We start from the raw sequence: 22,456 nt of genomic DNA on the forward strand, positions 1-22,456 counted from the left end.
TCGTACGGTGGATTCCATGCGGCCCGTATCCAAGATCGAACGCACGGTGGCGCCTTTCGAGGTCGTCAGTCCCTACCAGCCAAGCGGCGACCAGCCGGCAGCCATCGCCGACCTGGAGCGGCGCATCACCGCAGGTGAGAAGGATGTCGTCCTCCTCGGTGCGACCGGAACAGGTAAGTCCGCCACCACCGCGTGGATGATCGAGAAGCTCCAGCGCCCCACCCTCGTGATGGCGCCGAACAAGACGCTGGCCGCCCAGCTGGCCAACGAGTTCCGCGAGCTGCTGCCGAACAATGCGGTCGAGTACTTCGTCTCGTACTACGACTACTACCAGCCCGAGGCGTACGTCCCGCAGTCGGACACCTACATCGAGAAGGACTCCTCGATCAACGAGGAGGTGGAGCGCCTGCGCCACTCCGCGACGAACTCGCTGCTCACCCGGCGTGACGTCGTCGTGGTCGCCTCCGTCTCGTGCATCTACGGCCTGGGCACGCCGCAGGAGTACGTCGACCGCATGGTGTCGCTCAAGGTCGGCGACGAGATCGACCGGGACGATCTGCTGCGCCGCTTCGTCGACATCCAGTACACGCGCAACGACGTGGCCTTCAGCCGCGGCACGTTCCGCGTCCGCGGCGACACCATCGAGATCTTCCCGGTCTACGAGGAGCTCGCCGTCCGCATCGAGATGTTCGGCGACGAGATCGAGTCGCTCTCCACCCTCCACCCCCTCACCGGCGAGGTCATCAGCGACGACGAGTCGCTGTACGTCTTCCCGGCCACGCACTACGTGGCGGGCCCCGAGCGCCTGGAGCGCGCGGCCAACGACATCGAGAAGGAGCTCGGGGAGCGCCTCGCGGAGCTGGAGAAGCAGGGCAAGATGCTCGAGGCCCAGCGGCTGCGCATGCGCACCACGTACGACCTCGAGATGCTCCGTCAGATCGGCTCCTGCTCCGGCGTGGAGAACTACTCGATGCACTTCGACGGCCGCTCGCCCGGCTCCCCGCCGAACACACTGCTCGACTACTTCCCGGACGACTTCCTCCTCGTCATCGACGAGTCGCATGTCACCGTGCCGCAGATCGGCGCCATGTACGAGGGCGACGCCTCCCGCAAGCGCACCCTCGTCGACCACGGCTTCCGGCTCCCGTCCGCCCTGGACAACCGCCCCCTGAAGTGGGAGGAGTTCCAGGAGCGCATCGGCCAGACCGTCTATCTGTCGGCCACCCCGGGCAAGTACGAGCTCGCGCGCGGCGACGGCTTCGTGGAGCAGATCATCCGCCCCACGGGTCTCATCGACCCCGAGGTCGTGGTCAAGCCCACCGAGGGCCAGATCGACGACCTGGTGCACGAGATCCGCAAGCGCACCGAGAAGGACGAGCGCGTCCTCGTCACCACGCTCACCAAGAAGATGGCCGAGGACCTCACCGAGTACTTCCTGGAGCTGGGCATCCAGGTGCGCTACCTGCACAGCGACGTCGACACACTGCGCCGCGTCGAGCTGCTGCGTGAACTGCGCGCGGGCGAGTACGACGTCCTCGTCGGCATCAACCTGCTCCGTGAGGGCCTCGACCTGCCCGAGGTGTCCCTGGTGGCGATCCTCGACGCCGACAAGGAGGGCTTCCTGCGCTCCGGCACCTCCCTGATCCAGACCATCGGCCGCGCCGCGCGCAACGTGTCCGGCCAGGTCCATATGTACGCGGACAAGATCACCCCGGCGATGGAGAAGGCCATCGACGAGACCAACCGCCGCCGGGAGAAGCAGATCGCGTACAACACGGAGAAGGGGATCGACCCCCAGCCCCTCCGTAAGAAGATCAACGACATCGTCGCGTCCATCGCGCGCGAGGACGTCGACACCGAGGAACTCCTCGGCTCCGGCTACCGCAAGGGCGCGAAGGACGGCAAGGGTGCCAAGGCGCCCGTGCCCGCGCTCGCCAAGGCCGGCGCCAAGAAGACCGGTGGCAAGGCCGCCAAGGGCAAGACGGCGCAGACGGTGCCCACCGACCGGCCCGCGGCCGAACTCGCCGGGCAGATCGAGGAGATGACCGACCGGATGCGGGCGGCCGCCGCGGACCTCCAGTTCGAGATCGCCGCGCGCCTGCGTGACGAGGTGTCGGAGATGAAGAAGGAGCTGCGCCAGATGAAGGAGGCCGGGCTGGCCTGACGCACCCCGCACGCCTCACGGCACCCCGCACGCCCCACGGCATGCCGGACGGATCCGGCATGCCGCACGGTGTGTTGCAAGACCGACACAAAGTCCTTGTCCGTGTGCGGCGTTGTCAGTGGCCCTGCGTAGGGTTCCCTCAACCGCCGGACGGGCGGTGAAGAGCACAGTTCGAGAGGGGACGGACGCGTGACGGCCAACTTTTCCAAGGGTCCTGGTGTCAACCTGAGCAAGGGCCAGGCGATCAGCCTGCAGAAGCAGGACGGGGGCAACCTCACGGCCGTCCGGATGGGACTCGGCTGGCAGGCCGCCCCGCGCCGCGGCCTGTTCGGGACCCGCACGCGGGAGATCGACCTCGACGCCTCGGCGGTTCTGTTCGCGGACAAGCAGCCGGTGGACGTCGTCTTCTTCCGCCACCTCGTCAGCGATGACGGCTCCGTGCGCCACACCGGTGACAACCTCGTCGGCGGCGCCGGCCAGGGCGGCGACGACGAGGCGATCCTCGTCGACCTCGAGCGCGTCCCGGTCCACATCGACCAGATCGTCTTCACGGTGAACTCGTTCACCGGCCAGACCTTCCAGGAGGTGCAGAACGCGTTCTGCCGCCTGGTCGACGAGACCAACGGCCAGGAGCTGGCCCGCTACACGCTCGACGGCGGCGGCCAGTACACCGCCCAGATCATGGCGAAGGTGCACCGCGCGGGCGCCGGCTGGCAGATGACCGCCCTGGGCGCGCCGGCCAACGGCCGCACGTTCCAGGACCTCATGCCGGCGATCCTGCCGGGCCTGTGAGGTAGCGGGGACGCGAGAGCAGACGGACGGGACGAGGGGGAGAAGGCGATGACGGCCGAGCTGGTCCGGGGGCAGAACCACCCCCTCACCCAGAACCGTCTGGAGATCCGCGTGTCGGCGGGAGCGCCGATCGTGGCGGGCGCGACGCTCAGCGACGACCAGGGCAAGGTGCACGGCCGCGACTGGGTCGCGCACCCCGGCGCCCCCGCGCTGCCGGGGCTCGAGGTCCCCCGGCAGGCGGCGGCCGACCATCGCCTCGCCGTCGACCTGGACGCCGTGCCCGAGGCCGCCCACCGCGTCAGCGTGCTGCTCGCGCTGCCCACCGGACCCGGTGACCCTGACCGTTTCGGCGCCGTCGCGGCCCCCTTCGTCGCCGTCACCGGACTCGACGGCTCCGAGGTAGCCAGCTACACCATGACCGACCTCGACGCCGAGTCCGCCGTCGTAGCCCTGGAGCTGTACCGCCGCCAGGGCGCGTGGAAGGTGCGCGCGGTGGGCCAGGGGTACGCGGGCGGCCTCGGAGCACTCCTGACGGACCAGGGGCTCCCCGACGCGGGAGCTCTCGCCGGCGAGATCGGCGAAGCGGTGGCGCGGGGCCTCGCGCGTACGGTGGCGCCGCCTCCGCCCCGGACGGCGGCCTCCGGGGCGAGCGCCATGGCGGACACCGGAGCGGGGGCGTCCGCCGTCGCCGGCGCCGCGATGCCGAGTACCACCCCGCCCCGCTCCCATCAGCCGCAGTCGCCCCCCGAACCCCAGTCACCCCCCGCCCCGCGGCCGACGCACGAGCCTCAGCCGCGGGCCCACCCCTCCGGCCAGACGGGCGGCACGGGCCCGGTCAACTACACGCACCCCGGCCGCCAGGCCCCCGCACCACCCGCCCCCGCGCCCACCTCGTCCCCCGGCGAGCCGGGGCAGCCCGCCGTCCCCGTCGCCGGAGACGCGACCGGCTGGTCCATGGACGAGCGGCTCTACAACCAGGTGTGGGGCATGTTCGAGGACCTCGCCCGCTGCGTCGCCGCGTATCGCAGCGCCGTCGACTTCGCGGACTCCCGTATGGAGCAGGAGCTCGACAAGGCCCTGTCCGACCCGCGCAGCAGGATCGGCGGCCAGGGTGACGCCGCGCGCGAGGCCGCCCGCACCAAGCACGGCCGACTTGTCGATCAGGCGCGAGAGGCACTCGACCGCGACCTCGCCCAGCTGGCCACCGAGTCCGCCGTCGTCGAGCCCGCCCTGCCCCCGGCCTACGCGGGCTGGGACAACCCGGTCTGGCACGCGTACCGCAGCCCCATGGAGATCCCGATGGCCCTCCGCCTGGGCGACCTCCAGCTGCCCGAGTCCCGCGGCCTCGGCCTGCGCATCCCGATGCTCGTGCGGCTCCCGCTGGAGCGCGGCATGTGGATCGACAGCGGCCGCTCCGGGGCGGACGCGCTCACCGAGTCCGACGAGCTGCGCCGCCGCGCCATGCGGAGCGCCGTCGAGCACGCCGCGCGGCTCCTTGCGGTCTACCCGGCGGGCGAGTTCGCCGTGCACGTCATCGACCCGGCCGGATCGGCCGCGGGGGCGCTCGCCCCGCTCGTGCGGGCCGGGGTGCTCGCCGGGCCGCCGGCCGCCGGGGTGGCGGGCGTCTCCGAGGTGCTCGGGCGGCTCATCCAGCGCGTGGACCTCGTACAGATGGCGGTCCGCGGCGGAGCGGCCGACGCGCTGCCGCCCGACCTGGACACCGCCGAGCAGCTGCTGATCGTCAACGACTTCCCGCACGGCTTCGACGACCGCGCGGTGACCCGGCTGCGCTACCTCGCCGACGAGGGCCCCGCCGTCGGCGTCCACCTCCTGATGGTCGCCGACCGTGAGGACGCCGCCGAGTACGGACCGGTCCTCGACCCGCTCTGGCGCGCGCTGCTGCGCCTCACGCCGGTGCCCGACGACCACCTCGCCGACCCCTGGGTGGGGCACGCGTGGACGTACGAGCCGCCGAATGTCCCGCCGGGCAGCCGGATCCTGGAGCAGGTCCTCGAAGAGGTCGCCAGAGCACGACGAGAGCAGGGCATCTGACTCCTCTGAACACCGGTTTTGAACGTATCTTTACTGAACCCTTTACGTTTCATGGGTGTTTCCCGTAGGCTCCGACGAGCGGAGGGGAGTACTCCCGAACGCGGCGTTCCCGTCAATACGGACCGACACCGGTCCCGGGGCGTCGGCCCGAGGCGAGCTGAGGCCGCCCGGGTGGAAGAGACCTCCGGCAGCGACGACGCTGATCAGTAGCCGTACGACGCCGGAGGCGCAGTGGACGTATCGATGACCCTTTGGGTGCTGACCATTCTTGGTCTGGTCGCCCTGATCGCGGTCGACTTCTTCATCGGGCGCAAGCCCCACGACGTATCGATCAAGGAAGCCGGAATCTGGACGGTCGTCTGGATCGTGCTGGCCGCCCTCTTCGGGATCGGTCTGCTGATCTGGGGGAGCTCACAGGCTTCGGGCGAGTTCTTCGCCGGCTTCATCACCGAGAAGTCGCTGAGCGTCGACAACCTCTTCGTCTTCATCCTGATCATGGCGAAGTTCTCGGTGCCGTCCCAGCTCCAGCAGCGCGTCCTGCTGTTCGGTGTGCTGATCGCCCTGGTGCTGCGCGCCATCTTCATCGCGGCCGGTGCCGCGGTCATCGCCAACTTCTCGTGGGTCTTCTACATCTTCGGCGCGTTCCTCATCTACACCGCCTGGAAGCTCATCCAGGAAGCGATGTCGGACGACGAGGAAGACGAGTTCGAGGAGAACCGCCTCCTCAAGTCCATCGAGAAGAAGTTCGGCGTCGCCGACCGGTACCACGGCACGAAGCTGTTCATCCGGGTCAACGGCAAGCGGATCCTGACGCCGCTCATGGTCGTCATGCTCGCGATCGGCACGACCGACGTGCTGTTCGCGATGGACTCGATCCCGGCGATCTTCGGCCTGACCCAGGACCCGTACATCGTCTTCACGGCCAACGCGTTCGCGCTGATGGGTCTGCGCCAGCTGTACTTCCTCATCGGCGGACTCCTCCGGAAGCTGGTCTACCTCAGCTACGGCCTGTCGGTGATCCTCGGATTCATCGGCGTGAAGCTCGTCCTGCACGCGCTGCACGAGTCCGGGGTGCACGTGCCGGAGATCTCCATCCCGGTCTCCCTGGCCGTCATCTGCGGCGTCCTGGCGGTCACCACCATCGCCAGCCTCATCGCCTCCAAGAAGCAGGCGCAGAAGCAGGTCCTCGACGGCGGCGACCAGGACGGCGACGCGACCGACGGCGCCCGCAAGGACAGCATCAAGGCCTGACCGCCGAACCGGTACGGAGAAGGAGCGCGCGGCTGCCGGCCGCGCGCTCCTTCCCTCGTTCGGGCCCCACGCACACGCGCCCGTCCCGAAGTCGCGGCCCCCGCACCGTCGGTGCACCATCAAAGGCATGATCGCTGGGCTTCGGAGACTGGTCACGCAATGGACGGCCGTCGTCCCCGGCCTCGCGGTCGTCCTGCTGGTGTTCACCTGGGGCCGCTCGCTGCCGGGCGCTGTCGTGGCCGTCGTCTCCGTCGTGCTCGCCGCGTCCGTGCTCGCGGCCGTCCACCACGCCGAGGTCGTGGCCCACCGCGTCGGCGAACCCTTCGGCTCCCTCGTACTCGCCGTCGCCGTCACCGTCATCGAAGTGGCGCTGATCGTCACCCTCATGGTCGACGGCGGCGAGAAGGGCGCCACGCTCGCCCGCGACACGGTGTTCGCCGCCGTCATGATCACCTGCAACGGCATCGTCGGACTGAGCCTGCTCGCCGCCGCGTTCCGGCACCGCATCGCCGTCTTCCAGTCCGAGGGCACCGGCGGCGCGCTCGCCACGGTCGCCACCCTGGCCACGCTCTGCCTGGTCCTGCCGACGTTCACCACCAGCAAGCCGGGCCCGGAGTTCTCCACCTCGCAGTTGATCTTCGCGGCCTCCGCCGCGCTCGTCCTGTACGGGATCTTCGTGGCGACCCAGACCGTGCGGCACCGCGACTACTTCCTGCCGATCACCAAGCATGGCAATGTCATCGACGGCGACGACCACGCGGACGCGCCCACCACCCGCACCGCCCTGATCAGCCTCGGCTTCCTCGGACTGGCCCTCGTCGCCGTCGTCGGTCTCGCCAAAGGCGTGTCGCCGACGATCGAGTCGGGCGTCGAAGCAGCCGGGATGCCGCACTCCGTCGTCGGCGTGATCATCGCGCTCCTCGTCCTGCTGCCAGAGACGATCGCGGCTCTGCGCGCGGCCCGTCGTGACCGCGTCCAGACGAGCCTCAACCTCGCACTCGGCTCCGCGATGGCCAGCATCGGACTGACCATCCCGGCCGTCGCCATCGCGTCGTTCTGGCTGTCGGGGCCCCTCGTCCTCGGACTCGGTGCCACGCAGATGGTGCTGCTGGTCCTGACGATGCTGGTGAGCACGCTGACCGTCGTCCCAGGCCGCGCCACCCCGCTCCAGGGCGGCGTTCACCTCGTGGTGTTCGCCGCGTACGTGGAGCTCGCCGTCACGCCGTGACGGTCATGGCGATCGGTCATTGATACGGCCGGGCAGCACCGTGACGCCTCGTGATAGACCCAAGGGGAGCAGCCGCCCGACGCACGGAGGTCCCCTGTGCCCCGCACCCTCGCCAACGCCCCGATCATGGTTCTGAACGGCCCGAACCTGAATCTCCTCGGCCGCCGGCAGCCGGAGATCTACGGGTCCGACACCCTCGCGGACGTCGAGGCCCTGTGCGTCAAGGCCGCGGCCGTGCACGGCGGGAGCGTCGACTTCCGGCAGTCCAACCACGAGGGCGAGCTGGTGGACTGGATCCACGAGGCACGCCAGAACCACGTGGGCATCGTGATCAACCCGGCCGCCTACTCGCACACCTCGGTCGCGATCCTGGACGCCCTCAACGCGTGCGACGGCCTGCCCGTCATTGAGGTCCACATCTCCAACATCCACCAGCGCGAGGAGTTCAGGCACCACTCCTACGTGTCCGTCCGGGCGGACGGTGTGATCGCCGGCTGCGGGGTCCAGGGGTACGCGTTCGCGGTGGAGCGGGTGGCGGCCCTGGCCGAGCCCGGCGTGGCCACGGTCTAGTACCGCCGGACTCTCATGCACTGTGGAGTGAACACGCCCGGCGCGGCCGGGCGTTGACTCACCAGCCGCGCTCGCGCCACTCCGGCAGATGCGGACGCTCGGCGCCGAGCGTCGTGTCGTTCCCGTGCCCGGGGTAGACCCACGTCTCGTCGGGGAGCCGGCCGAAGATCTTCGACTCGACGTCGTCGATCAGGTTCGCGAAGGCCTTCGGGTCCTTCCACGTGTTCCCCACGCCGCCCGGGAACAGGCAGTCCCCGGTGAAGACATGGGGGTGGCCGTGCGGGTCGTCGTAGACGAGGGCGATCGAGCCGGGCGTGTGGCCGACCAGATGCCGGGCGGTCAGCGAGACCCGGCCGACGTTGATCGTGTCCCCGTCCTCGACGAGCACGTCCGTGGGCACCGGGATGCCCTCCGCGTCGTAACGGCCCGCGTACGTACGCGGGCCGGTGACCTCCACGACCCGGGCGAGCGCCTGCCAGTGGTCCCCGTGCTGATGCGTCGTGACGACGGACGCGATGCCGTCGTCCCCGATCAGGCTCAGCAGCGTCTCCGGGTCGGCGGCCGCGTCGATCAGGAGCTGCTCGCCGGTGGCGCGGCAGCGCAGCAGATACGCGTTGTTGTTCATCGCGCCGACCGCGACCTTGGAGATCATCAGGTTCTGCAGCTCGTGCACATCCGCCGGGCCGCCGACCTTCACCGCTCCGCTGTACGTCATGGACTCAGCCTATAGCGGGGGTACGACAGGCAGCGGGCCGCCTTCGACGGTGAGCCCGGAGCCGTCGCGCCGTCCCGAGAGCCAGCCGAGCAGCTCCGGGGCGGGACCCGCGACGCCGACCGGACCCGTACCGGCGCCGCCGCCCGTCGTCCAGACCCGGCCGCCGTCCGACTTCAGGCCGGTCGACGGCATGTCCTGGTGCCCCGCGAAGCGCTCGGCGAGGAAGTCGATCTCCCGCTCGACGAACTCCGCCGGCAGATCCTCCAGCTCGTACCCGATCCCGAGGTCGACGTGGTGCAGGTCGACCTCGCCCCAGCGCCGGAAGGGGATCCGGGACGCGGAGTCCTTGACGCCGTTGCGCAGCTCCACCGTGCGCGCCCAGTCGGCCGGGACCTCGGCCCGGGCCTCGAATCCGGCGGCACTGGTCCGCAGGTCCTCGAGCTGCTCGCGAAGGTCGCGCGGCGCGTCCCGCTCGATGTCCGCGTCGCGCGCCTCGGCGCTCGGATACATGGGCCGGCCCGCGAGGACGTTCGCGAGTGCGTCCGCGTTACGGGCGAGGTGGGCGAGGACATGGCCCCGGCTCCAGCCGGGAAGCCGTGACGACTCGGCCACAGCCGCGTTGTCCAGCGTGCCGACAGCGGTGAGGAGCCGGTCGGTCGCTTCACGTACAGAGGCCAGGTCGCGCACATGATCGCTCATGGCGCAGACGATAGCGCCGCCACTCGATCGGGTGAAGGCGGCCGACCGAGACCAAGAATCGAATGTACGTGCTATAAGCTCGGGAGCGGCATCGGGCATTCTTGGTGGTCCGGGTTTGTTACCAACCATGGAAAACAGTCCATCGCTGACGGTGGCCCCCCTAGTCTCGAAAGACAGGGGCCCCGCCCCTGTTGCTTCTCTCAAGAAAGGTGCGGACCGGCGTGGCCGACCGTCTCATCGTCCGTGGCGCGCGCGAGCACAATCTCCGTAACGTCTCGCTCGACCTCCCGCGCGACTCGCTCATCGTCTTCACGGGTCTGTCGGGGTCCGGCAAGTCGTCGCTCGCCTTCGACACGATCTTCGCCGAGGGGCAGCGGCGGTACGTCGAGTCGCTCTCCTCGTACGCCCGTCAGTTCCTCGGCCAGATGGACAAGCCGGACGTCGACTTCATCGAGGGCCTCTCTCCGGCCGTCTCGATCGACCAGAAGTCGACCTCGCGCAACCCGCGCTCCACGGTCGGCACCATCACCGAGGTCTACGACTACCTGCGCCTGCTCTTCGCGCGCATCGGCAAGCCGCACTGTCCCGAGTGCGGCCGCCCCATCTCGCGCCAGTCGCCGCAGGCCATCGTCGACAAGGTCCTCGACCTGCCCGAGGGCAGCCGCTTCCAGGTCCTGTCGCCGCTCGTGCGCGAGCGCAAGGGCGAGTTCGTCGACCTCTTCGCCGACCTCCAGACCAAGGGGTACAGCCGCGCCCGGGTCGACGGACAGACGATCCAGCTGTCGGAACCGCCCACCCTGAAGAAGCAGGAGAAGCACACCATCGAGGTGGTCGTCGACCGCCTCACGGTGAAGGAATCCGCCAAGCGCCGGCTGACCGACTCCGTGGAGACCGCGCTCGGCCTCTCCGGAGGCATGGTCGTGCTCGACTTCGTCGACCTCCCCGAGGACGACCCCGAGCGTGAGCGCATGTACTCGGAGCACCTGTACTGCCCGTACGACGACCTGTCCTTCGAGGAGCTGGAGCCGCGCTCCTTCTCCTTCAACTCGCCCTTCGGCGCCTGCCCGGACTGCACCGGCATCGGCACGCGCATGGAGGTCGACCCCGAGCTGATCGTCCCGGACGAGGACAAGTCCCTCGATGAGGGCGCCATCCACCCCTGGTCGCACGGGCACACCAAGGACTACTTCGGACGCCTCATCGGCGCCCTCGCGGACGCGTTGGGATTCCGGACCGACATCCCCTTCGCGGGCCTGCCGCAGCGCGCCAGGAAGGCCCTCCTGTACGGCCACAAGACGCAGATCGAGGTCCGCTACCGCAACCGGTACGGCCGCGAGCGGGTCTACACGACCCCCTTCGAAGGCGCCGTCCCGTTCGTCAAGCGGCGCCACAGCGAGGCGGAGAGCGACTCCAGCCGCGAGCGCTTCGAGGGCTACATGCGCGAAGTGCCCTGCCCCACCTGTGAGGGCACGCGCCTGAAGCCGATCGTTCTCGCCGTCACGGTGATGGAGAAGTCCATCGCCGAGGTCTCCGCGATGTCCATCAGCGACTGCGCGGACTTCCTGGGCGAGCTGAAGCTCAACGCGCGCGACAAGAAGATCGCCGAGCGGGTCCTCAAGGAGGTCAACGAGCGGCTGCGGTTCCTCGTCGACGTAGGCCTCGACTACCTCTCGCTCAACCGCGCGGCCGGCACCCTCTCCGGCGGCGAGGCCCAGCGCATCCGCCTCGCGACACAGATCGGCTCCGGCCTGGTCGGCGTGCTCTACGTCCTGGACGAGCCCTCGATCGGCCTGCACCAGCGCGACAACCACCGCCTGATCGAGACCCTCGTACGGCTGCGCGACATGGGCAACACGCTCATCGTCGTCGAGCACGACGAGGACACCATCAAGGTCGCCGACTGGGTCGTCGACATCGGCCCCGGCGCGGGTGAGCACGGCGGCAAGGTCGTCCACAGCGGCCCCTTGAAGGAGCTGCTCGCCAACGCCGAGTCGATGACCGGCCAGTACCTGTCGGGCAAGAGGTCCATCCCGCTGCCGGACATCCGGCGCCCCGTCGACCCGACCCGCAAGCTGACCGTGCACGGTGCCCGCGAGAACAACCTGCGCGACATCGACGTGTCGTTCCCGCTCGGCGTTCTGACCGCGGTCACCGGTGTCTCCGGTTCCGGCAAGTCGACGCTGGTCAACGACATCCTGTACACACACCTCGCCCGCGAGCTGAACGGGGCGCGCAACGTTCCCGGGCGGCACACGCGCGTGGAGGGCGACGACCTTGTCGACAAGGTCGTGCACGTCGACCAGTCGCCGATCGGCCGCACCCCGCGCTCGAACCCGGCGACGTACACCGGAGTCTTCGACCACGTCCGCAAGCTCTTCGCCGAGACGACCGAGGCGAAGGTCCGCGGCTATCTGCCCGGACGCTTCTCCTTCAACGTCAAGGGCGGCCGCTGCGAGAACTGTTCCGGCGACGGCACCATCAAGATCGAGATGAACTTCCTGCCGGACGTCTACGTCCCGTGCGAGGTCTGCCACGGGGCGCGGTACAACCGCGAGACGCTGGACGTCCACTACAAGGGCAAGTCCATCGCCGAGGTCCTGGACATGCCCATCGAGGAGGCGCTCGGCTTCTTCGAGGCGGTCCCGGGCATCGCCCGCCACCTGCGCACGCTGAACGACGTCGGCCTCGGCTACGTCCGGCTCGGGCAGTCCGCGCCGACCCTCTCCGGAGGCGAGGCGCAGCGCGTGAAGCTGGCCAGCGAGCTGCAGAAGCGGTCCACGGGACGCACCGTCTACGTTCTCGACGAGCCGACCACCGGTCTGCACTTCGAGGACATCAGCAAGCTCATCACCGTCCTGTCGGGCCTCGTCGACAAGGGGAACTCGGTGATCGTCATCGAGCACAACCTCGACGTCATCAAGACCGCCGACTGGGTCGTCGACATGGGCCCCGAGGGCGGTAACGGCGGCGGCCTCGTCGTCGCCGAGGGCACCCCCGAAGAGGTCGCGGGCGAACCGGCCAGTCACACCGGCAAGTTCCTGCGCGACATCCTCGGCGCCGACCGGTTCAGCGACGCGTCGGTGCCCGCGGCGCGTACGAAGAAGACGGTGGCCACGGCGAAGAAGGCCGCGGCCGCGAAGAAGACCGTCTCGGCGAGCGCGAAGGCCCCGGCCAAGAAGGTGGCCAGGGCCAACACCACGACGTCCGGCAAGACCGCCACGAAGGCCGCGGCGAAGAAGGTCACGGCCGCCAAGAAGACCGCGACCAAGTCCACGCGGGCCGGCAAGGCCTGACCGCGGGCGGTCCGCGATCGCACGGAAAACACCTGGCGCCCCACGGGAACTCCCCGTGGGGCGCCACGCGTTCATCTGTCAGCCACCCTGGCCCTGCGGCTCGACGAACTGCATGTCCAGCTGAATCTTGACAACATCACCAAGAAGACCGGCCCCGAAGTCCAGGCCGAAGTCGCTCCGCCGGATCTCGCCCGTCGCCTCGAACCCCGCATGCCGGCTCCCGTCCATCGGCACGTCCACCACCCCGCCGAACTCCACGGCGAACGCCACCGGCCGCGTCACGTCACCGATGGTCAACTCGCCCTCCAGGGACCAGTCGTCGTCCTTCCCCGACACTCCGTGCGAGACGTACGTCATCGTCGGACGGCGCTCCACGTCCAGCAGATCGGCCTGACGGACGTGCGCGTCACGGTCGGCGTTGCCCGTGTCGATCGAGGCCAGTGCGATGGTGGCGCTCACCCTGATGTCGTCCACCCTCTCGCCGATGTGCAGCGCCGCCTCCACCTGCGCGAAGCGCCCCCGCACCTTCGCGATCCCGAGATGACGGATGGTGAAGTTCACCGCCGAGTGCAGCGGGTCGAGCGTCCAGTCGCCGACCGCCAGGGGCAGTGCGGTGGCCGAAGTCGTGGCAGTGGCAGCGGAGTTGTTGTCATAGGTCATGAGCCCACCCTGCGGTCACCGGCGGACAGGAGGGAGGCCGGGCCGAGACTGGTAGTGACAGGGCCACGATCAGCGACCCCTTACGTTGATACGTTCGACGGGTGAGCGACAACGAGTTGGGCACCTATCTGCGCACCCGGCGCGAAGCCGTCACACCCGCCGAGGTGGGACTGCCCACCGGCACCCGGCGCCGTACCCCGGGCCTGCGCCGCTCCGAGCTGGCCACGCTCGCCGGCATCAGCGTCGAATACCTCACCCGTCTCGAACAGGGCCGCGATCGCAACCCGTCACCCCCGGTCCTCGGCGCCCTCGCCGACGCGCTGCTCCTGCCCGTCGACGAGCGCTTCCTGCTCCGCCGCCTCGCGAAGGAGTCCGGCGGGGATGCCATGTTCTGCGCCGGGGCCGCGGCCGCTCCCCCCTTGCGCACGGTCCGGCCCACCGTGCGCGCACTCCTCGACCGCCTCGAATCCACCCCGGCCGTCCTGGTCAACTGGATCGGCGACGTCATCGCCCACACCGACGCCTACGACCGGTACGCCCGCCCACTCGGCATCCTCGACGCCCGACAGCCGAACATCGTGCGGTACGTCTTCACCGACGAGCGCGCCCGCACCGCGTACGCCGAATGGGACCGCGTGGCCGACGAGCAGGTCTCCCACCTCCGGCACGGGGCATCGATCCACGACCCGCACGTCGCCGCGCTCGCCGACGAGCTGACCGTCACCGCGGGGGCGCCCTTCGCGGACCGGCTCGCCGCCGTGCCCTCCCTGCCCCGGCGTACCGGCGTGGACGTCGTCGCGCACCCCGAGGTCGGCTCACTGCGCCTGGCGTTCGAGACGCTGTCCCTGCCCGACGCCGACGGTCAGCGGCTCGTCGTCCACCTCCCGGCAGACGACGCCACCTCGGCCGCCCTCGACCGGCTCAACGGCCGCAGGCCCGGGGCGCTGCGCGCGGTCAAGGGCTGACCTGAAAGCGAGCGAACGGCCGCTACAGCGGCGGGAGTTCGGATGCGTACGGGGGTTCGGCGCCCGCCCGCGAGCAGGTGACCGCGGCCGCGCGTGCGGCGAACCGCAGCAGCCGGTGCCAGTCGTCCTCGCCCAGGCCCGCCACCGCCTCCACGGACAGCGCGTCCCACGCGGCCAGGCCGTGCATCAGCGCCGCGTTCACGGTGTCGCCCGCGCCGATCGTGTCGACGACATCGACCCGCTCACCCGGTACGTCGTAGCGCGCGCCGCCCCGCGTGAAGACCGTCAGGCCGTCGCCGCCCCGCGTGATCACGACGGCCGCGGGACCCGAGGCCAGCCACTCCTGCGGGGTGCCGCCCAGCCACCGCGCGTCCTCCTCGGACAGCTTGAGCAGGCCGGTCGAGGGGAGCCAGCTCTTGAAGCGCGCCCGGTACGCGTCCGGGTCGGGGATGAGGCCGGCCCGGATGTTCGGGTCGAGCGCGGTGAACACGCCCTGGGCCGAGGCCGACCGCATCAGCTCCTCGTACGCGCTGGCGCCCGGCTCAAGAACGAGCGAGCACGTACCGAACGACACCGCGCGCGTGCCCGGCGGGAGCCGGTCGGGCACCGAGAAGAGCCGGTCGGCCGTGCCGTCGACGTAGAACGAGTAACCGGCCGATCCGTCCGCGGCGATCGTCGCGACCGCCAGCGTCGTCGGTTCGTCGCCCCGCTGGACGTACGACACGTCGACACCCGCCCGCGCGAGCCCGCCGAGCAGCGCCTCGCCGAACGCGTCGCGGGAGACCCGTGAGCAGAAGGCCACGGGGGAGCCGAGCCGGCCGACGGCCACCGCGGTGTTGAAGGGGCCGCCGCCGAGCCGGGGCGCGAGCGCGGGCAGGTCGCCACCGTCATCGGCGGCCCCGCCCTGCGGCACGAGGTCGATCAGGGCCTCTCCGGCGACGACTATCACGGGTGGTTCCTTTCGGGCTGAACGGCGGAGCGGTGCGGCAGTGCCGGGGTGCTGAACTGCTGGGGTGCGGTGGATCGGAGGGGTAGGGGGCGAGGCACAGGCTAGAGGCTCGCGGGCTCGGGCACACCGCCGCGGCCGGAAGCGGGCACGTCCGGGACCGACTCGGGCAGAACCTTCGTGCCGGGACACAGCGTGGCCACCGAAATGGCCGTGAACGTGGCGACCATCGCGGCCATGAGCAGAGAGGTGGGCGCCAAGCCGAGGCCGGACGAGAGGGCCCCCGAACCGTGACGCGCCCCACCGGTATGGTCGGATCTGCGACCGATGTGCGCCTTGGCGTGCAGCAGCGGCCCGCCCCACCCCGACCGATCCCTGGAGTCCTCATGCCCGGCACGTCGCCCGCCCGTCGAACCCTGTTGCGGGGTGCCGCCCTCGCCGGGACCGCGGGGCTCGGGATCGCCGCCTGCTCGACGGGCGGATCGGACGGCGGCGCGACTTCGGCGCCGACGGCCCCGGTCGACCTCGGCAAGGCCGACGAGGTGCCCGTGGGCGGCGTCAAGCTGTACCGGGACGAGAACGTGGTGGTCAGCCGTCCGGCGGCCGACAAGTACGCCGCGTTCAGCACCATCTGCACGCACGCGGGGTGCCCCATCAGCATGCTGGAGGGCACCGAACTCACGTGCTCGTGCCACGGCAGCAAGTTCGACGCCGAGACCGGCAAGGTGCTGCACGACCCGGCGACGCAGCCGCTGGCGAAGGTGCCGGTCGTGGTGAAGAACGGCAAGATCGTCGCGGGCCCGGAGGCCTGACCGGACCCTGACCCGGCTCCGGATGCGTCCGAGCCCCGGCCGATCAGCCCCCGAGCCCCCACCCGATCAGCTCCACCCTGCCGATCACTCCCAGTCCCCTCACTCCCAGACCTCTCACTCCCAGTCCCACCCGATCCCCAGGATCCCTGCCCGGACCTGCGGCTCCACCACATGGACGGCGCGGTGGCTCGCGCTGAGCGTCAGGTCCTGACGGCCCCCGCGCGGGGCCGCCGCCGAGTGCTGGGTGAAGCGGTGGCAGCGCACGGGCAGGACGCCCTCGGTGAATCTGACCTGGAGCGCGTACTGCCCGCCCGCGAAGCCGAAGCCGCGCAGATACTCCGACGAGGGGCCCGCCGTGCCGTCCTCGAAGCCGTAGCGGAAGAGGAACGTGTCACCGGCCCGCAGCCGCGCGTCGAAGAGCAGCTCCGCCACGACGACGCCCGTCCCGCGGTGCCGGCGCACCCGCCCCGTACGGCAGTTCTCCAGGGCGCGCACCGAGACGTGATCGGTGCTGCATCCCGGGTCTCCGTGGTGGACGGCCACGTAGCGGTCCACGCCGTCCTGGTGGGCGCGCACGATGTGCTGGGAGTCGAGGCCGAGGAGCTCGCGGCGCGTCCCGATCCGCACCCGCTCGTGGTGGCCGACCGTGTGCAGGCCGCCGTCCGGGGGCGAGCCGAGCTCGGCGAGGAAGTGTTCGAGGACGCCCGAGGCCTCGACGAGCGAGCGGTAGGAGCGGGTCGAGGGGCGCTGGCGGGCCGTGTGTTCCTCGTCCTTGGCGAGCAGCCGGATCAGGGACTCGTCGGGCAGGTCCAGGATCTCCTCCAGGGCGCGCACGGCCCGCAGCGACTCGGTGCGCTGCGGGCGCCTCGCCCCCTGCTGCCAGTAGCTCAGACTGGTGACGCCGACCGTGACGCCGCGCCGGGTCAGATGGTGCTGCACACGGTGCAGCGGCAGCCCGCGCGCGGTGATCGCGGCCCGCAGGGCGACGTGGAAGGGCCCCGCCCGCAGGGCCGTCTCCAGCGCGGGCGCGCCGGCGTCCGCGTGCTGTGTGCCGTACGACATCCAGGGCCCTCCCCCGTGCATCCTCACAACGGCCGTCCGGCCGGGGCGCGCGCGGCCCCAATTCACCCGGCATTGAAGCGTGTTGATCTCGACCGGACAAGACTCGCTGCGCAAACCGTCTCGCCGGGCGGGCGCCGGACCGCTCCGGGAAACGCGCGGGCAACCTCACTGTCGGTGGCCGCAAGTAGGGTGTCTGACATGGCCGACCCTTCCAGCTACCGCCCCCAGCCGGGACAGATCCCGGACTCCCCAGGGGTGTACAGGTTCCGTGACGAGCACCGCCGGGTGATCTACGTCGGGAAGGCGAAAAGCCTGCGCCAGCGCCTGGCCAACTACTTCCAGGACCTGGCGAACCTGCATCCCCGCACCCGCACCATGGTCACCACGGCCGCGTCCGTGGAGTGGACCGTGGTGTCCACGGAGGTCGAGGCGCTCCAGCTGGAGTACTCCTGGATCAAGGAGTACGACCCCCGGTTCAACGTCAAGTACCGCGACGACAAGAGCTATCCCTACCTCGCGGTGACGATGAACGAGGAGTTCCCGCGTGTGCAGGTCATGCGCGGCCAGAAGAAGAAGGGCGTGCGCTACTTCGGTCCCTACGGGCATGCCTGGGCCATCCGCGACACCGTCGACCTGCTGCTTCGTGTCTTCCCGGTCCGCACCTGCTCCGCCGGCGTCTTCAAGAACGCCGCCCGCACCGGCCGCCCCTGCCTCCTCGGCTACATCGGCAAGTGCTCGGCCCCCTGCGTGGGCCGCGTCTCGCCCGAGGAGCACCGCGAACTGGCGGAGGACTTCTGCGACTTCATGACCGGCCGCACCGGCACGTACATCCGCCGTCTCGAGAAGGACATGACGGACGCCGCCGAGGAGATGGAGTACGAGCGCGCCGCACGCCTGCGTGACGACATAGAGGCGCTGCGCAAGGCGATGGAGAAGAGTGCCGTCGTCCTCGCCGATGCCACGGACGCCGACCTGGTCGCCCTCGCCGAGGACGAGCTGGAGGCCGCCGTGCAGATCTTCCATGTGCGGGGCGGGCGCGTGCGCGGCCAGCGCGGCTGGGTCACGGACAAGGTCGAGGCGGTCACCAGCGGTGACCTCGTCGAGCACGCGCTCCAGCAGTTGTACGGCGAGGAGCGCGGGGACGCTGTTCCCAAGGAGGTCCTCGTGCCCGCGCTGCCCGAGCCCCTGGAACCCGTACAGGAGTGGCTCACCACGCGCCGCGGGTCGAACGTGTCGCTGAGGATCCCGCAGCGCGGTGACAAGAAGGCCCTGATGGAGACGGTCCACAGGAACGCGCAGCAGGCGCTCGCGCTCCACAAGACCAAGCGCGCCTCCGACCTCACCACGCGCTCGCGCGCCCTGGAGGAGATCGCCGGGGCTCTCGAGCTGGACAGCGCCCCGCTGCGCATCGAGTGCTACGACATCTCCCACCTCCAGGGCGACGACGTCGTGGCGTCGATGGTCGTCTTCGAGGACGGACTGGCCAGGAAGAGCGAGTACCGGCGCTTCCAGATCAAGGGCTTCGAGGGGCAGGACGACGTCCGCTCCATGCACGAGGTGATCACACGCCGCTTCAAGCGCTATCTGGCGGCGCAGGAGAAGTCGGGGGAGTGGTCCGACGCCGAGCTGACGGACGAGGACGGCCCGATCGAGTCCCGTCTCACCGAGGACGACGGTCGCCCCAAGCGGTTCGCGTACCCGCCCCAGCTGGTCGTCGTCGACGGCGGGCAGCCGCAGGTCGCGGCGGCCAAGCGGGCGCTGGACGAACTGGGCATCGACGACATCGCGGTGTGCGGCCTGGCCAAGCGCCTCGAAGAGGTCTGGGTGCCCGACGAGGACGACCCGGTCATCCTTCCGCGCACCAGCGAGGGCCTCTATCTTCTCCAGCGCGTGCGTGACGAGGCGCACCGATTCGCGATCACGTACCAGCGCACCAAGCGGGCCAAGCGCTTCCGGGCCGGGCCGCTCGACGAGGTGCCCGGTCTCGGGGACGCGCGCAAGCAGGCCCTGATCAAGCACTTCGGTTCGGTGAAGCGCCTGCGATCGGCCACAATCGATCAGATCTGCGAGGTTCCCGGCATAGGCCGCAAGACGGCAGAGACGATCGTGGCGGCCTTCGCAAGCGCGGAGCCCGCCGCACCGGCCGTGAACACGGCCACAGGAGAGATCATTGAAGACGAGGACCCCACGGCCACGGCCGTGGCCACCTCGGAAGGACGACGGGGGCAGGAGCCATGAACGAGAACGAGCAGGGCGAACAGGCACCACAGCCGGCCCCCGATGACCCGGCGGGCCAGGCGGCGGAGACAGACGGAGCACAGGTGAGTACGGGTACGACGAGCGAGACCCCCGAAGCGGCGATCCCCGAGCTGGTGATCATCTCCGGGATGTCCGGCGCCGGGCGTTCCACGGCCGCCAAGTGTCTGGAGGACCTCGGCTGGTTCGTCGTCGACAACCTGCCGCCCGCGCTGATCCCCACGATGGTCGAGCTCGGCGCCCGCTCCCAGGGCAATGTCGCCCGGATCGCCGTCGTCGTCGACGTGCGCGGCCGCCGCTTCTTCGACGACCTCCACCAGTCCCTCGCCGACCTGGAGTCCCGCCAGGTCACCCGGCGCATCGTGTTCCTGGAGTCCTCCGACGAGGCCCTGGTGCGCCGCTTCGAGTCGGTGCGCCGCCCGCACCCCCTCCAGGGCGACGGCCGCATCGTCGACGGGATCGCGGCCGAGCGCACGCTCCTGCGCGAGCTGCGCGGCGACGCCGACCTGGTCATCGACACCTCCAGCCTGAACGTGCACGAGCTGCGCGCCAAGATGGACGCCCAGTTCGCCGGCGACGAGGAGCCCGAGCTGCGGGCCACGGTCATGTCGTTCGGCTTCAAGTACGGCCTGCCCGTCGACGCCGATCTGGTCGTCGACATGCGCTTCCTGCCGAACCCGCACTGGGTCCCCGAGCTGCGCCCCTTCACCGGCCTGAACGAAGAGGTGGCGAACTACGTCTTCGGCCAGCCCGGCGCCAAGGAGTTCCTGGACCGGTACACCGAGCTGCTCCAGCTCATCGCCGCCGGATACCGCCGCGAGGGCAAGCGGTACGTGACGATCGCGGTCGGCTGCACCGGAGGCAAGCACCGCTCCGTCGCGATGTCGGAGAAGCTCGCCGCGCGTATCGCGGCGGAAGGCGTGGAGACCGTGGTCGTCCACCGGGACATGGGCCGCGAATGACCGGTCGCACACTCCGGCTCGGCAGCAGGCTCCGCCGGGTCACCCCTCCCACGGGCCGCCGGCGCGGCGCCCAGCCCAAGGTCGTCGCCCTCGGCGGTGGCATGGGCCTGTCCGCGTCACTGGCGGCCCTGCGGCGCATCACCGGCGACCTCACCGCCGTGGTGACCGTCGCCGACGACGGCGGCTCCAGTGGCCGGCTCCGCGACGAGCTGGGCGTCCTGCCGCCCGGCGACCTGCGCAAGGCCCTCGCGGCCCTGTGCGGCGACGACGACTGGGGCCAGACCTGGGCCCGCGTCATCCAGCACCGTTTCCAGTCCCAGGGCGACCTGCACGAGCACGCCGTCGGCAATCTGCTCATCGTCGCTCTGTGGGAGCAGCTCGGCGACCATGTGCAGGCCCTCGACCTGGTCGGCAAGCTGCTGGGTGCGCAGGGGCGCGTACTGCCCATGTCCGCGGTGCCGCTGGAGCTCCAGGCCCTGGTCAAGGGGCACGACCCGGCCCGCCCCGAGGACATCGACACGGTGCGCGGCCAGGCCACGGTGGCGCTCACCCCCGGCGAGGTGCAGTCCGTGCACCTCGTGCCGCACGACCCGCCGGCCGTCCCCGAGGCGGTCGCCGCGGTGCTCGACGCGGACTGGGTGGTGCTCGGCCCCGGCTCCTGGTTCTCCTCCGTCATCCCGCATCTGCTGGTCCCCGATCTGCTCGACGCGCTGATGGCGACGAAGGCCCGCAGGGTCCTCTCGCTGAACCTCGCGCCGCAGCCCGGAGAAACCGAGGGGTTCTCACCGCAGCGTCATTTGGAGGTTTTGGGACGACACGCCCCTAAACTCGCCCTGGACGTGGTGCTGGCCGACGAGGCCGCCGTGCCCGACCGCGAGTCCCTGACCGACGCCGCCAAGGAGGGCTTCGGCGCTGCGGTCGAGCTGGCGCCTGTGGCCAGGCCCGACGGGACTCCGAGGCACGATCCGGAGCTGTTGGCCGCCGCGTACGACCGTATTTTTCGGATGCATGGAAGGATCGGCCCATGGCGATGACGGCAGCGGTGAAGGACGAGATCTCCCGGCTTCCCGTCACCCGGACCTGCTGCAGAAAGGCAGAGGTCTCGGCCATCCTGCGCTTCGCGGGCGGGCTCCACCTGGTGAGCGGCCGCATCGTGATCGAGGCGGAGCTGGACACCGCGATGGCGGCAAGACGGCTGAAGCGGGACATCCTCGAGATCTTCGGGCACAGCTCGGAACTGATCGTGATGGCGCCCGGCGGGCTGCGCCGGGGCTCGCGCTTCGTCGTACGGGTCGTGGCCGGCGGTGACCAGCTGGCGCGCCAGACCGGTCTCGTCGACGGCCGCGGCCGCCCGATCCGGGGTCTCCCGCCGCAGGTGGTCTCGGGGGCCACCTGCGACGCCGAGGCCGCCTGGCGCGGGGCCTTCCTGGCGCACGGCTCGCTCACCGAGCCCGGCCGCTCCTCCTCCCTCGAGGTGACGTGCCCCGGCCCGGAGGCCGCGCTGGCCCTGGTCGGGGCCGCACGCCGCCTCCAGATCGCGGGCAAGGCCCGTGAGGTACGGGGTGTGGACCGTGTCGTCGTACGGGACGGGGACGCCATCGGCGCCCTGCTCACCCGCATGGGGGCGCACGAGTCGGTGCTCGCCTGGGAGGAGCGGCGGATGCGGCGCGAGGTCCGCGCCACCGCCAACCGCCTGGCCAACTTCGACGACGCGAACCTGCGCCGCTCGGCGCGCGCCGCCGTCGCCGCCGGGGCCCGCGTGCAGCGCGCCCTGGAGATCCTCGCCGACGAGGTGCCTGAGCACCTCGCGGCCGCCGGCCGGCTGCGCATGGAGCACAAGCAGGCATCCCTGGAGGAGCTGGGCGCGCTCGCCGACCCGCCGCTGACGAAGGACGCCGTCGCGGGCCGCATCCGCCGCCTGCTCGCGATGGCCGACAAGCGAGCCCAGGACATGGGCATCCCGGGCACGGAGTCGAACATCAGCGAGGAGATGGCCGACAACCTCGCCGGCTGACCCCGGAGCGGAATG

The 22,456-nt window shown here is 70.6% G+C and carries 19 protein-coding genes; 13 read left to right on the forward strand and 6 right to left on the reverse strand.

What is annotated here, in order from left to right:
- Window positions 1-16 precede the first annotated feature (16 nt).
- From uvrB to aroQ, 6 genes are all read left to right on the forward strand, one after another.
- On the forward strand, window positions 17-2,164 hold the full coding sequence (gene uvrB, locus OG574_RS33930; protein ID WP_326776310.1) for an excinuclease ABC subunit UvrB: 2,148 nt from the start codon (window positions 17-19) through the stop codon (window positions 2,162-2,164).
- Window positions 2,165-2,353: 189 nt separating this feature from the next.
- Entirely contained in the window at window positions 2,354-2,956 is a 603-nt protein-coding gene (locus tag OG574_RS33935; RefSeq protein WP_100592369.1) for a TerD family protein, read from the forward strand.
- Window positions 2,957-3,004: 48 nt separating this feature from the next.
- A complete protein-coding gene (locus tag OG574_RS33940; protein ID WP_326776311.1) occupies window positions 3,005-5,008 on the forward strand; it encodes a TerD family protein in 2,004 nt (667 codons plus the stop codon).
- Window positions 5,009-5,239: 231 nt separating this feature from the next.
- The gene (locus tag OG574_RS33945; RefSeq protein WP_326776312.1) at window positions 5,240-6,259 is read left to right on the forward strand and encodes a TerC family protein; all 1,020 of its coding nucleotides are present in this window, start codon (window positions 5,240-5,242) and stop codon (window positions 6,257-6,259) included.
- Between the two features lie 127 nt (window positions 6,260-6,386).
- Complete coding sequence (locus OG574_RS33950; RefSeq protein ID WP_326776313.1) at window positions 6,387-7,487, forward strand: calcium:proton antiporter; 1,101 nt, start codon at window positions 6,387-6,389, stop codon at window positions 7,485-7,487.
- A 96-nt stretch (window positions 7,488-7,583) separates the two neighbouring features.
- Window positions 7,584-8,057, forward strand: coding sequence for a type II 3-dehydroquinate dehydratase (gene aroQ / locus OG574_RS33955; protein ID WP_100592373.1), 474 nt, complete (start codon window positions 7,584-7,586; stop codon window positions 8,055-8,057).
- 58 nt (window positions 8,058-8,115) lie between these two features.
- Here the strand turns inward: aroQ and OG574_RS33960 are convergent, their stop codons facing one another.
- Both OG574_RS33960 and OG574_RS33965 read right to left on the reverse strand, forming a co-directional pair.
- Window positions 8,116-8,772 (reverse strand): MBL fold metallo-hydrolase, encoded by a 657-nt coding sequence (locus OG574_RS33960; RefSeq protein WP_326776314.1) that lies wholly within the window; start codon window positions 8,770-8,772, stop codon window positions 8,116-8,118.
- 9 nt (window positions 8,773-8,781) lie between these two features.
- Window positions 8,782-9,471, reverse strand: a complete 690-nt coding sequence (locus tag OG574_RS33965) for a maleylpyruvate isomerase family mycothiol-dependent enzyme (RefSeq protein WP_326776315.1) — start codon at window positions 9,469-9,471, stop codon at window positions 8,782-8,784.
- Window positions 9,472-9,692: 221 nt separating this feature from the next.
- On the opposite strand from OG574_RS33965, the gene uvrA reads away from it, so the two are divergent.
- Entirely contained in the window at window positions 9,693-12,764 is a 3,072-nt protein-coding gene (gene uvrA / locus OG574_RS33970; RefSeq protein ID WP_326776316.1) for an excinuclease ABC subunit UvrA, read from the forward strand.
- A gap of 78 nt (window positions 12,765-12,842) precedes the next feature.
- On the opposite strand, the gene OG574_RS33975 is transcribed toward uvrA, so the two are convergent.
- Window positions 12,843-13,424 carry a YceI family protein gene (locus tag OG574_RS33975; protein ID WP_326776317.1) on the reverse strand — a complete coding sequence of 194 codons (582 nt, stop codon included), beginning with the start codon at window positions 13,422-13,424 and terminating at the stop codon, window positions 12,843-12,845.
- Window positions 13,425-13,525: 101 nt separating this feature from the next.
- Here OG574_RS33975 and OG574_RS33980 point away from each other — a divergent pair, with 101 nt between their 5' ends.
- Window positions 13,526-14,389, forward strand: a complete 864-nt coding sequence (locus OG574_RS33980) for a helix-turn-helix domain-containing protein (protein ID WP_100592378.1) — start codon at window positions 13,526-13,528, stop codon at window positions 14,387-14,389.
- Between the two features lie 22 nt (window positions 14,390-14,411).
- On the opposite strand, the gene OG574_RS33985 is transcribed toward OG574_RS33980, so the two are convergent.
- Both OG574_RS33985 and OG574_RS33990 read right to left on the reverse strand, forming a co-directional pair.
- Entirely contained in the window at window positions 14,412-15,338 is a 927-nt protein-coding gene (locus OG574_RS33985; protein WP_326776318.1) for a carbohydrate kinase family protein, read from the reverse strand.
- Between the two features lie 101 nt (window positions 15,339-15,439).
- Complete coding sequence (locus tag OG574_RS33990; RefSeq protein ID WP_326776319.1) at window positions 15,440-15,595, reverse strand: hypothetical protein; 156 nt, start codon at window positions 15,593-15,595, stop codon at window positions 15,440-15,442.
- Between the two features lie 126 nt (window positions 15,596-15,721).
- Here OG574_RS33990 and OG574_RS33995 point away from each other — a divergent pair, with 126 nt between their 5' ends.
- Window positions 15,722-16,147 carry a Rieske (2Fe-2S) protein gene (locus OG574_RS33995; protein ID WP_326776320.1) on the forward strand — a complete coding sequence of 142 codons (426 nt, stop codon included), beginning with the start codon at window positions 15,722-15,724 and terminating at the stop codon, window positions 16,145-16,147.
- A gap of 114 nt (window positions 16,148-16,261) precedes the next feature.
- On the opposite strand, the gene OG574_RS34000 is transcribed toward OG574_RS33995, so the two are convergent.
- Window positions 16,262-17,209 carry a hypothetical protein gene (locus tag OG574_RS34000; protein WP_326776321.1) on the reverse strand — a complete coding sequence of 316 codons (948 nt, stop codon included), beginning with the start codon at window positions 17,207-17,209 and terminating at the stop codon, window positions 16,262-16,264.
- 198 nt (window positions 17,210-17,407) lie between these two features.
- Between OG574_RS34000 and uvrC the strand changes: the two genes are divergently transcribed.
- From uvrC to whiA, 4 genes are read left to right on the forward strand one after another with little or no spacing between them, the layout of a single operon-like run.
- Window positions 17,408-19,447 (forward strand): excinuclease ABC subunit UvrC, encoded by a 2,040-nt coding sequence (uvrC, locus tag OG574_RS34005; RefSeq protein ID WP_100592383.1) that lies wholly within the window; start codon window positions 17,408-17,410, stop codon window positions 19,445-19,447.
- Window positions 19,444-20,427 carry an RNase adapter RapZ gene (gene rapZ / locus OG574_RS34010; protein WP_100592384.1) on the forward strand — a complete coding sequence of 328 codons (984 nt, stop codon included), beginning with the start codon at window positions 19,444-19,446 and terminating at the stop codon, window positions 20,425-20,427. Before uvrC ends, rapZ begins: the two co-directional genes overlap by 4 nt.
- Window positions 20,424-21,461 carry a gluconeogenesis factor YvcK family protein gene (locus tag OG574_RS34015; RefSeq protein ID WP_326776322.1) on the forward strand — a complete coding sequence of 346 codons (1,038 nt, stop codon included), beginning with the start codon at window positions 20,424-20,426 and terminating at the stop codon, window positions 21,459-21,461. Before rapZ ends, OG574_RS34015 begins: the two co-directional genes overlap by 4 nt.
- Window positions 21,452-22,441, forward strand: coding sequence for a DNA-binding protein WhiA (whiA, locus tag OG574_RS34020; protein ID WP_100592386.1), 990 nt, complete (start codon window positions 21,452-21,454; stop codon window positions 22,439-22,441). Before OG574_RS34015 ends, whiA begins: the two co-directional genes overlap by 10 nt.
- The last annotated feature ends 15 nt before the right edge of the window (window positions 22,442-22,456 follow it).

It is taken from the genome of Streptomyces sp. NBC_01445, from assembly GCF_035918235.1.
GTDB lineage: Bacteria > Actinomycetota > Actinomycetes > Streptomycetales > Streptomycetaceae > Streptomyces.

What these genes read in the sequence shown, in the direction of transcription:
- whiA (WP_100592386.1), top strand. Translation starts at nt 21,452, where the DNA reads ATGGCGATGACGGCAGCGGTGAAGGACGAGATCTCCCGGCTTCCCGTC.
- OG574_RS33940 (WP_326776311.1), top strand. Translation starts at nt 3,005, where the DNA reads ATGACGGCCGAGCTGGTCCGGGGGCAGAACCACCCCCTCACCCAGAAC.
- uvrC (WP_100592383.1), top strand. Translation starts at nt 17,408, where the DNA reads ATGGCCGACCCTTCCAGCTACCGCCCCCAGCCGGGACAGATCCCGGAC.
- OG574_RS33995 (WP_326776320.1), top strand. Translation starts at nt 15,722, where the DNA reads ATGCCCGGCACGTCGCCCGCCCGTCGAACCCTGTTGCGGGGTGCCGCC.
- OG574_RS33950 (WP_326776313.1), top strand. Translation starts at nt 6,387, where the DNA reads ATGATCGCTGGGCTTCGGAGACTGGTCACGCAATGGACGGCCGTCGTC.
- rapZ (WP_100592384.1), top strand. Translation starts at nt 19,444, where the DNA reads ATGAACGAGAACGAGCAGGGCGAACAGGCACCACAGCCGGCCCCCGAT.
- uvrB (WP_326776310.1), top strand. Translation starts at nt 17, where the DNA reads ATGCGGCCCGTATCCAAGATCGAACGCACGGTGGCGCCTTTCGAGGTC.
- OG574_RS33965 (WP_326776315.1), bottom strand. Translation starts at nt 9,471, where the DNA reads ATGAGCGATCATGTGCGCGACCTGGCCTCTGTACGTGAAGCGACCGAC.
- OG574_RS34000 (WP_326776321.1), bottom strand. Translation starts at nt 17,209, where the DNA reads ATGTCGTACGGCACACAGCACGCGGACGCCGGCGCGCCCGCGCTGGAG.
- OG574_RS34015 (WP_326776322.1), top strand. Translation starts at nt 20,424, where the DNA reads ATGACCGGTCGCACACTCCGGCTCGGCAGCAGGCTCCGCCGGGTCACC.
- OG574_RS33960 (WP_326776314.1), bottom strand. Translation starts at nt 8,772, where the DNA reads ATGACGTACAGCGGAGCGGTGAAGGTCGGCGGCCCGGCGGATGTGCAC.
- OG574_RS33975 (WP_326776317.1), bottom strand. Translation starts at nt 13,424, where the DNA reads ATGACCTATGACAACAACTCCGCTGCCACTGCCACGACTTCGGCCACC.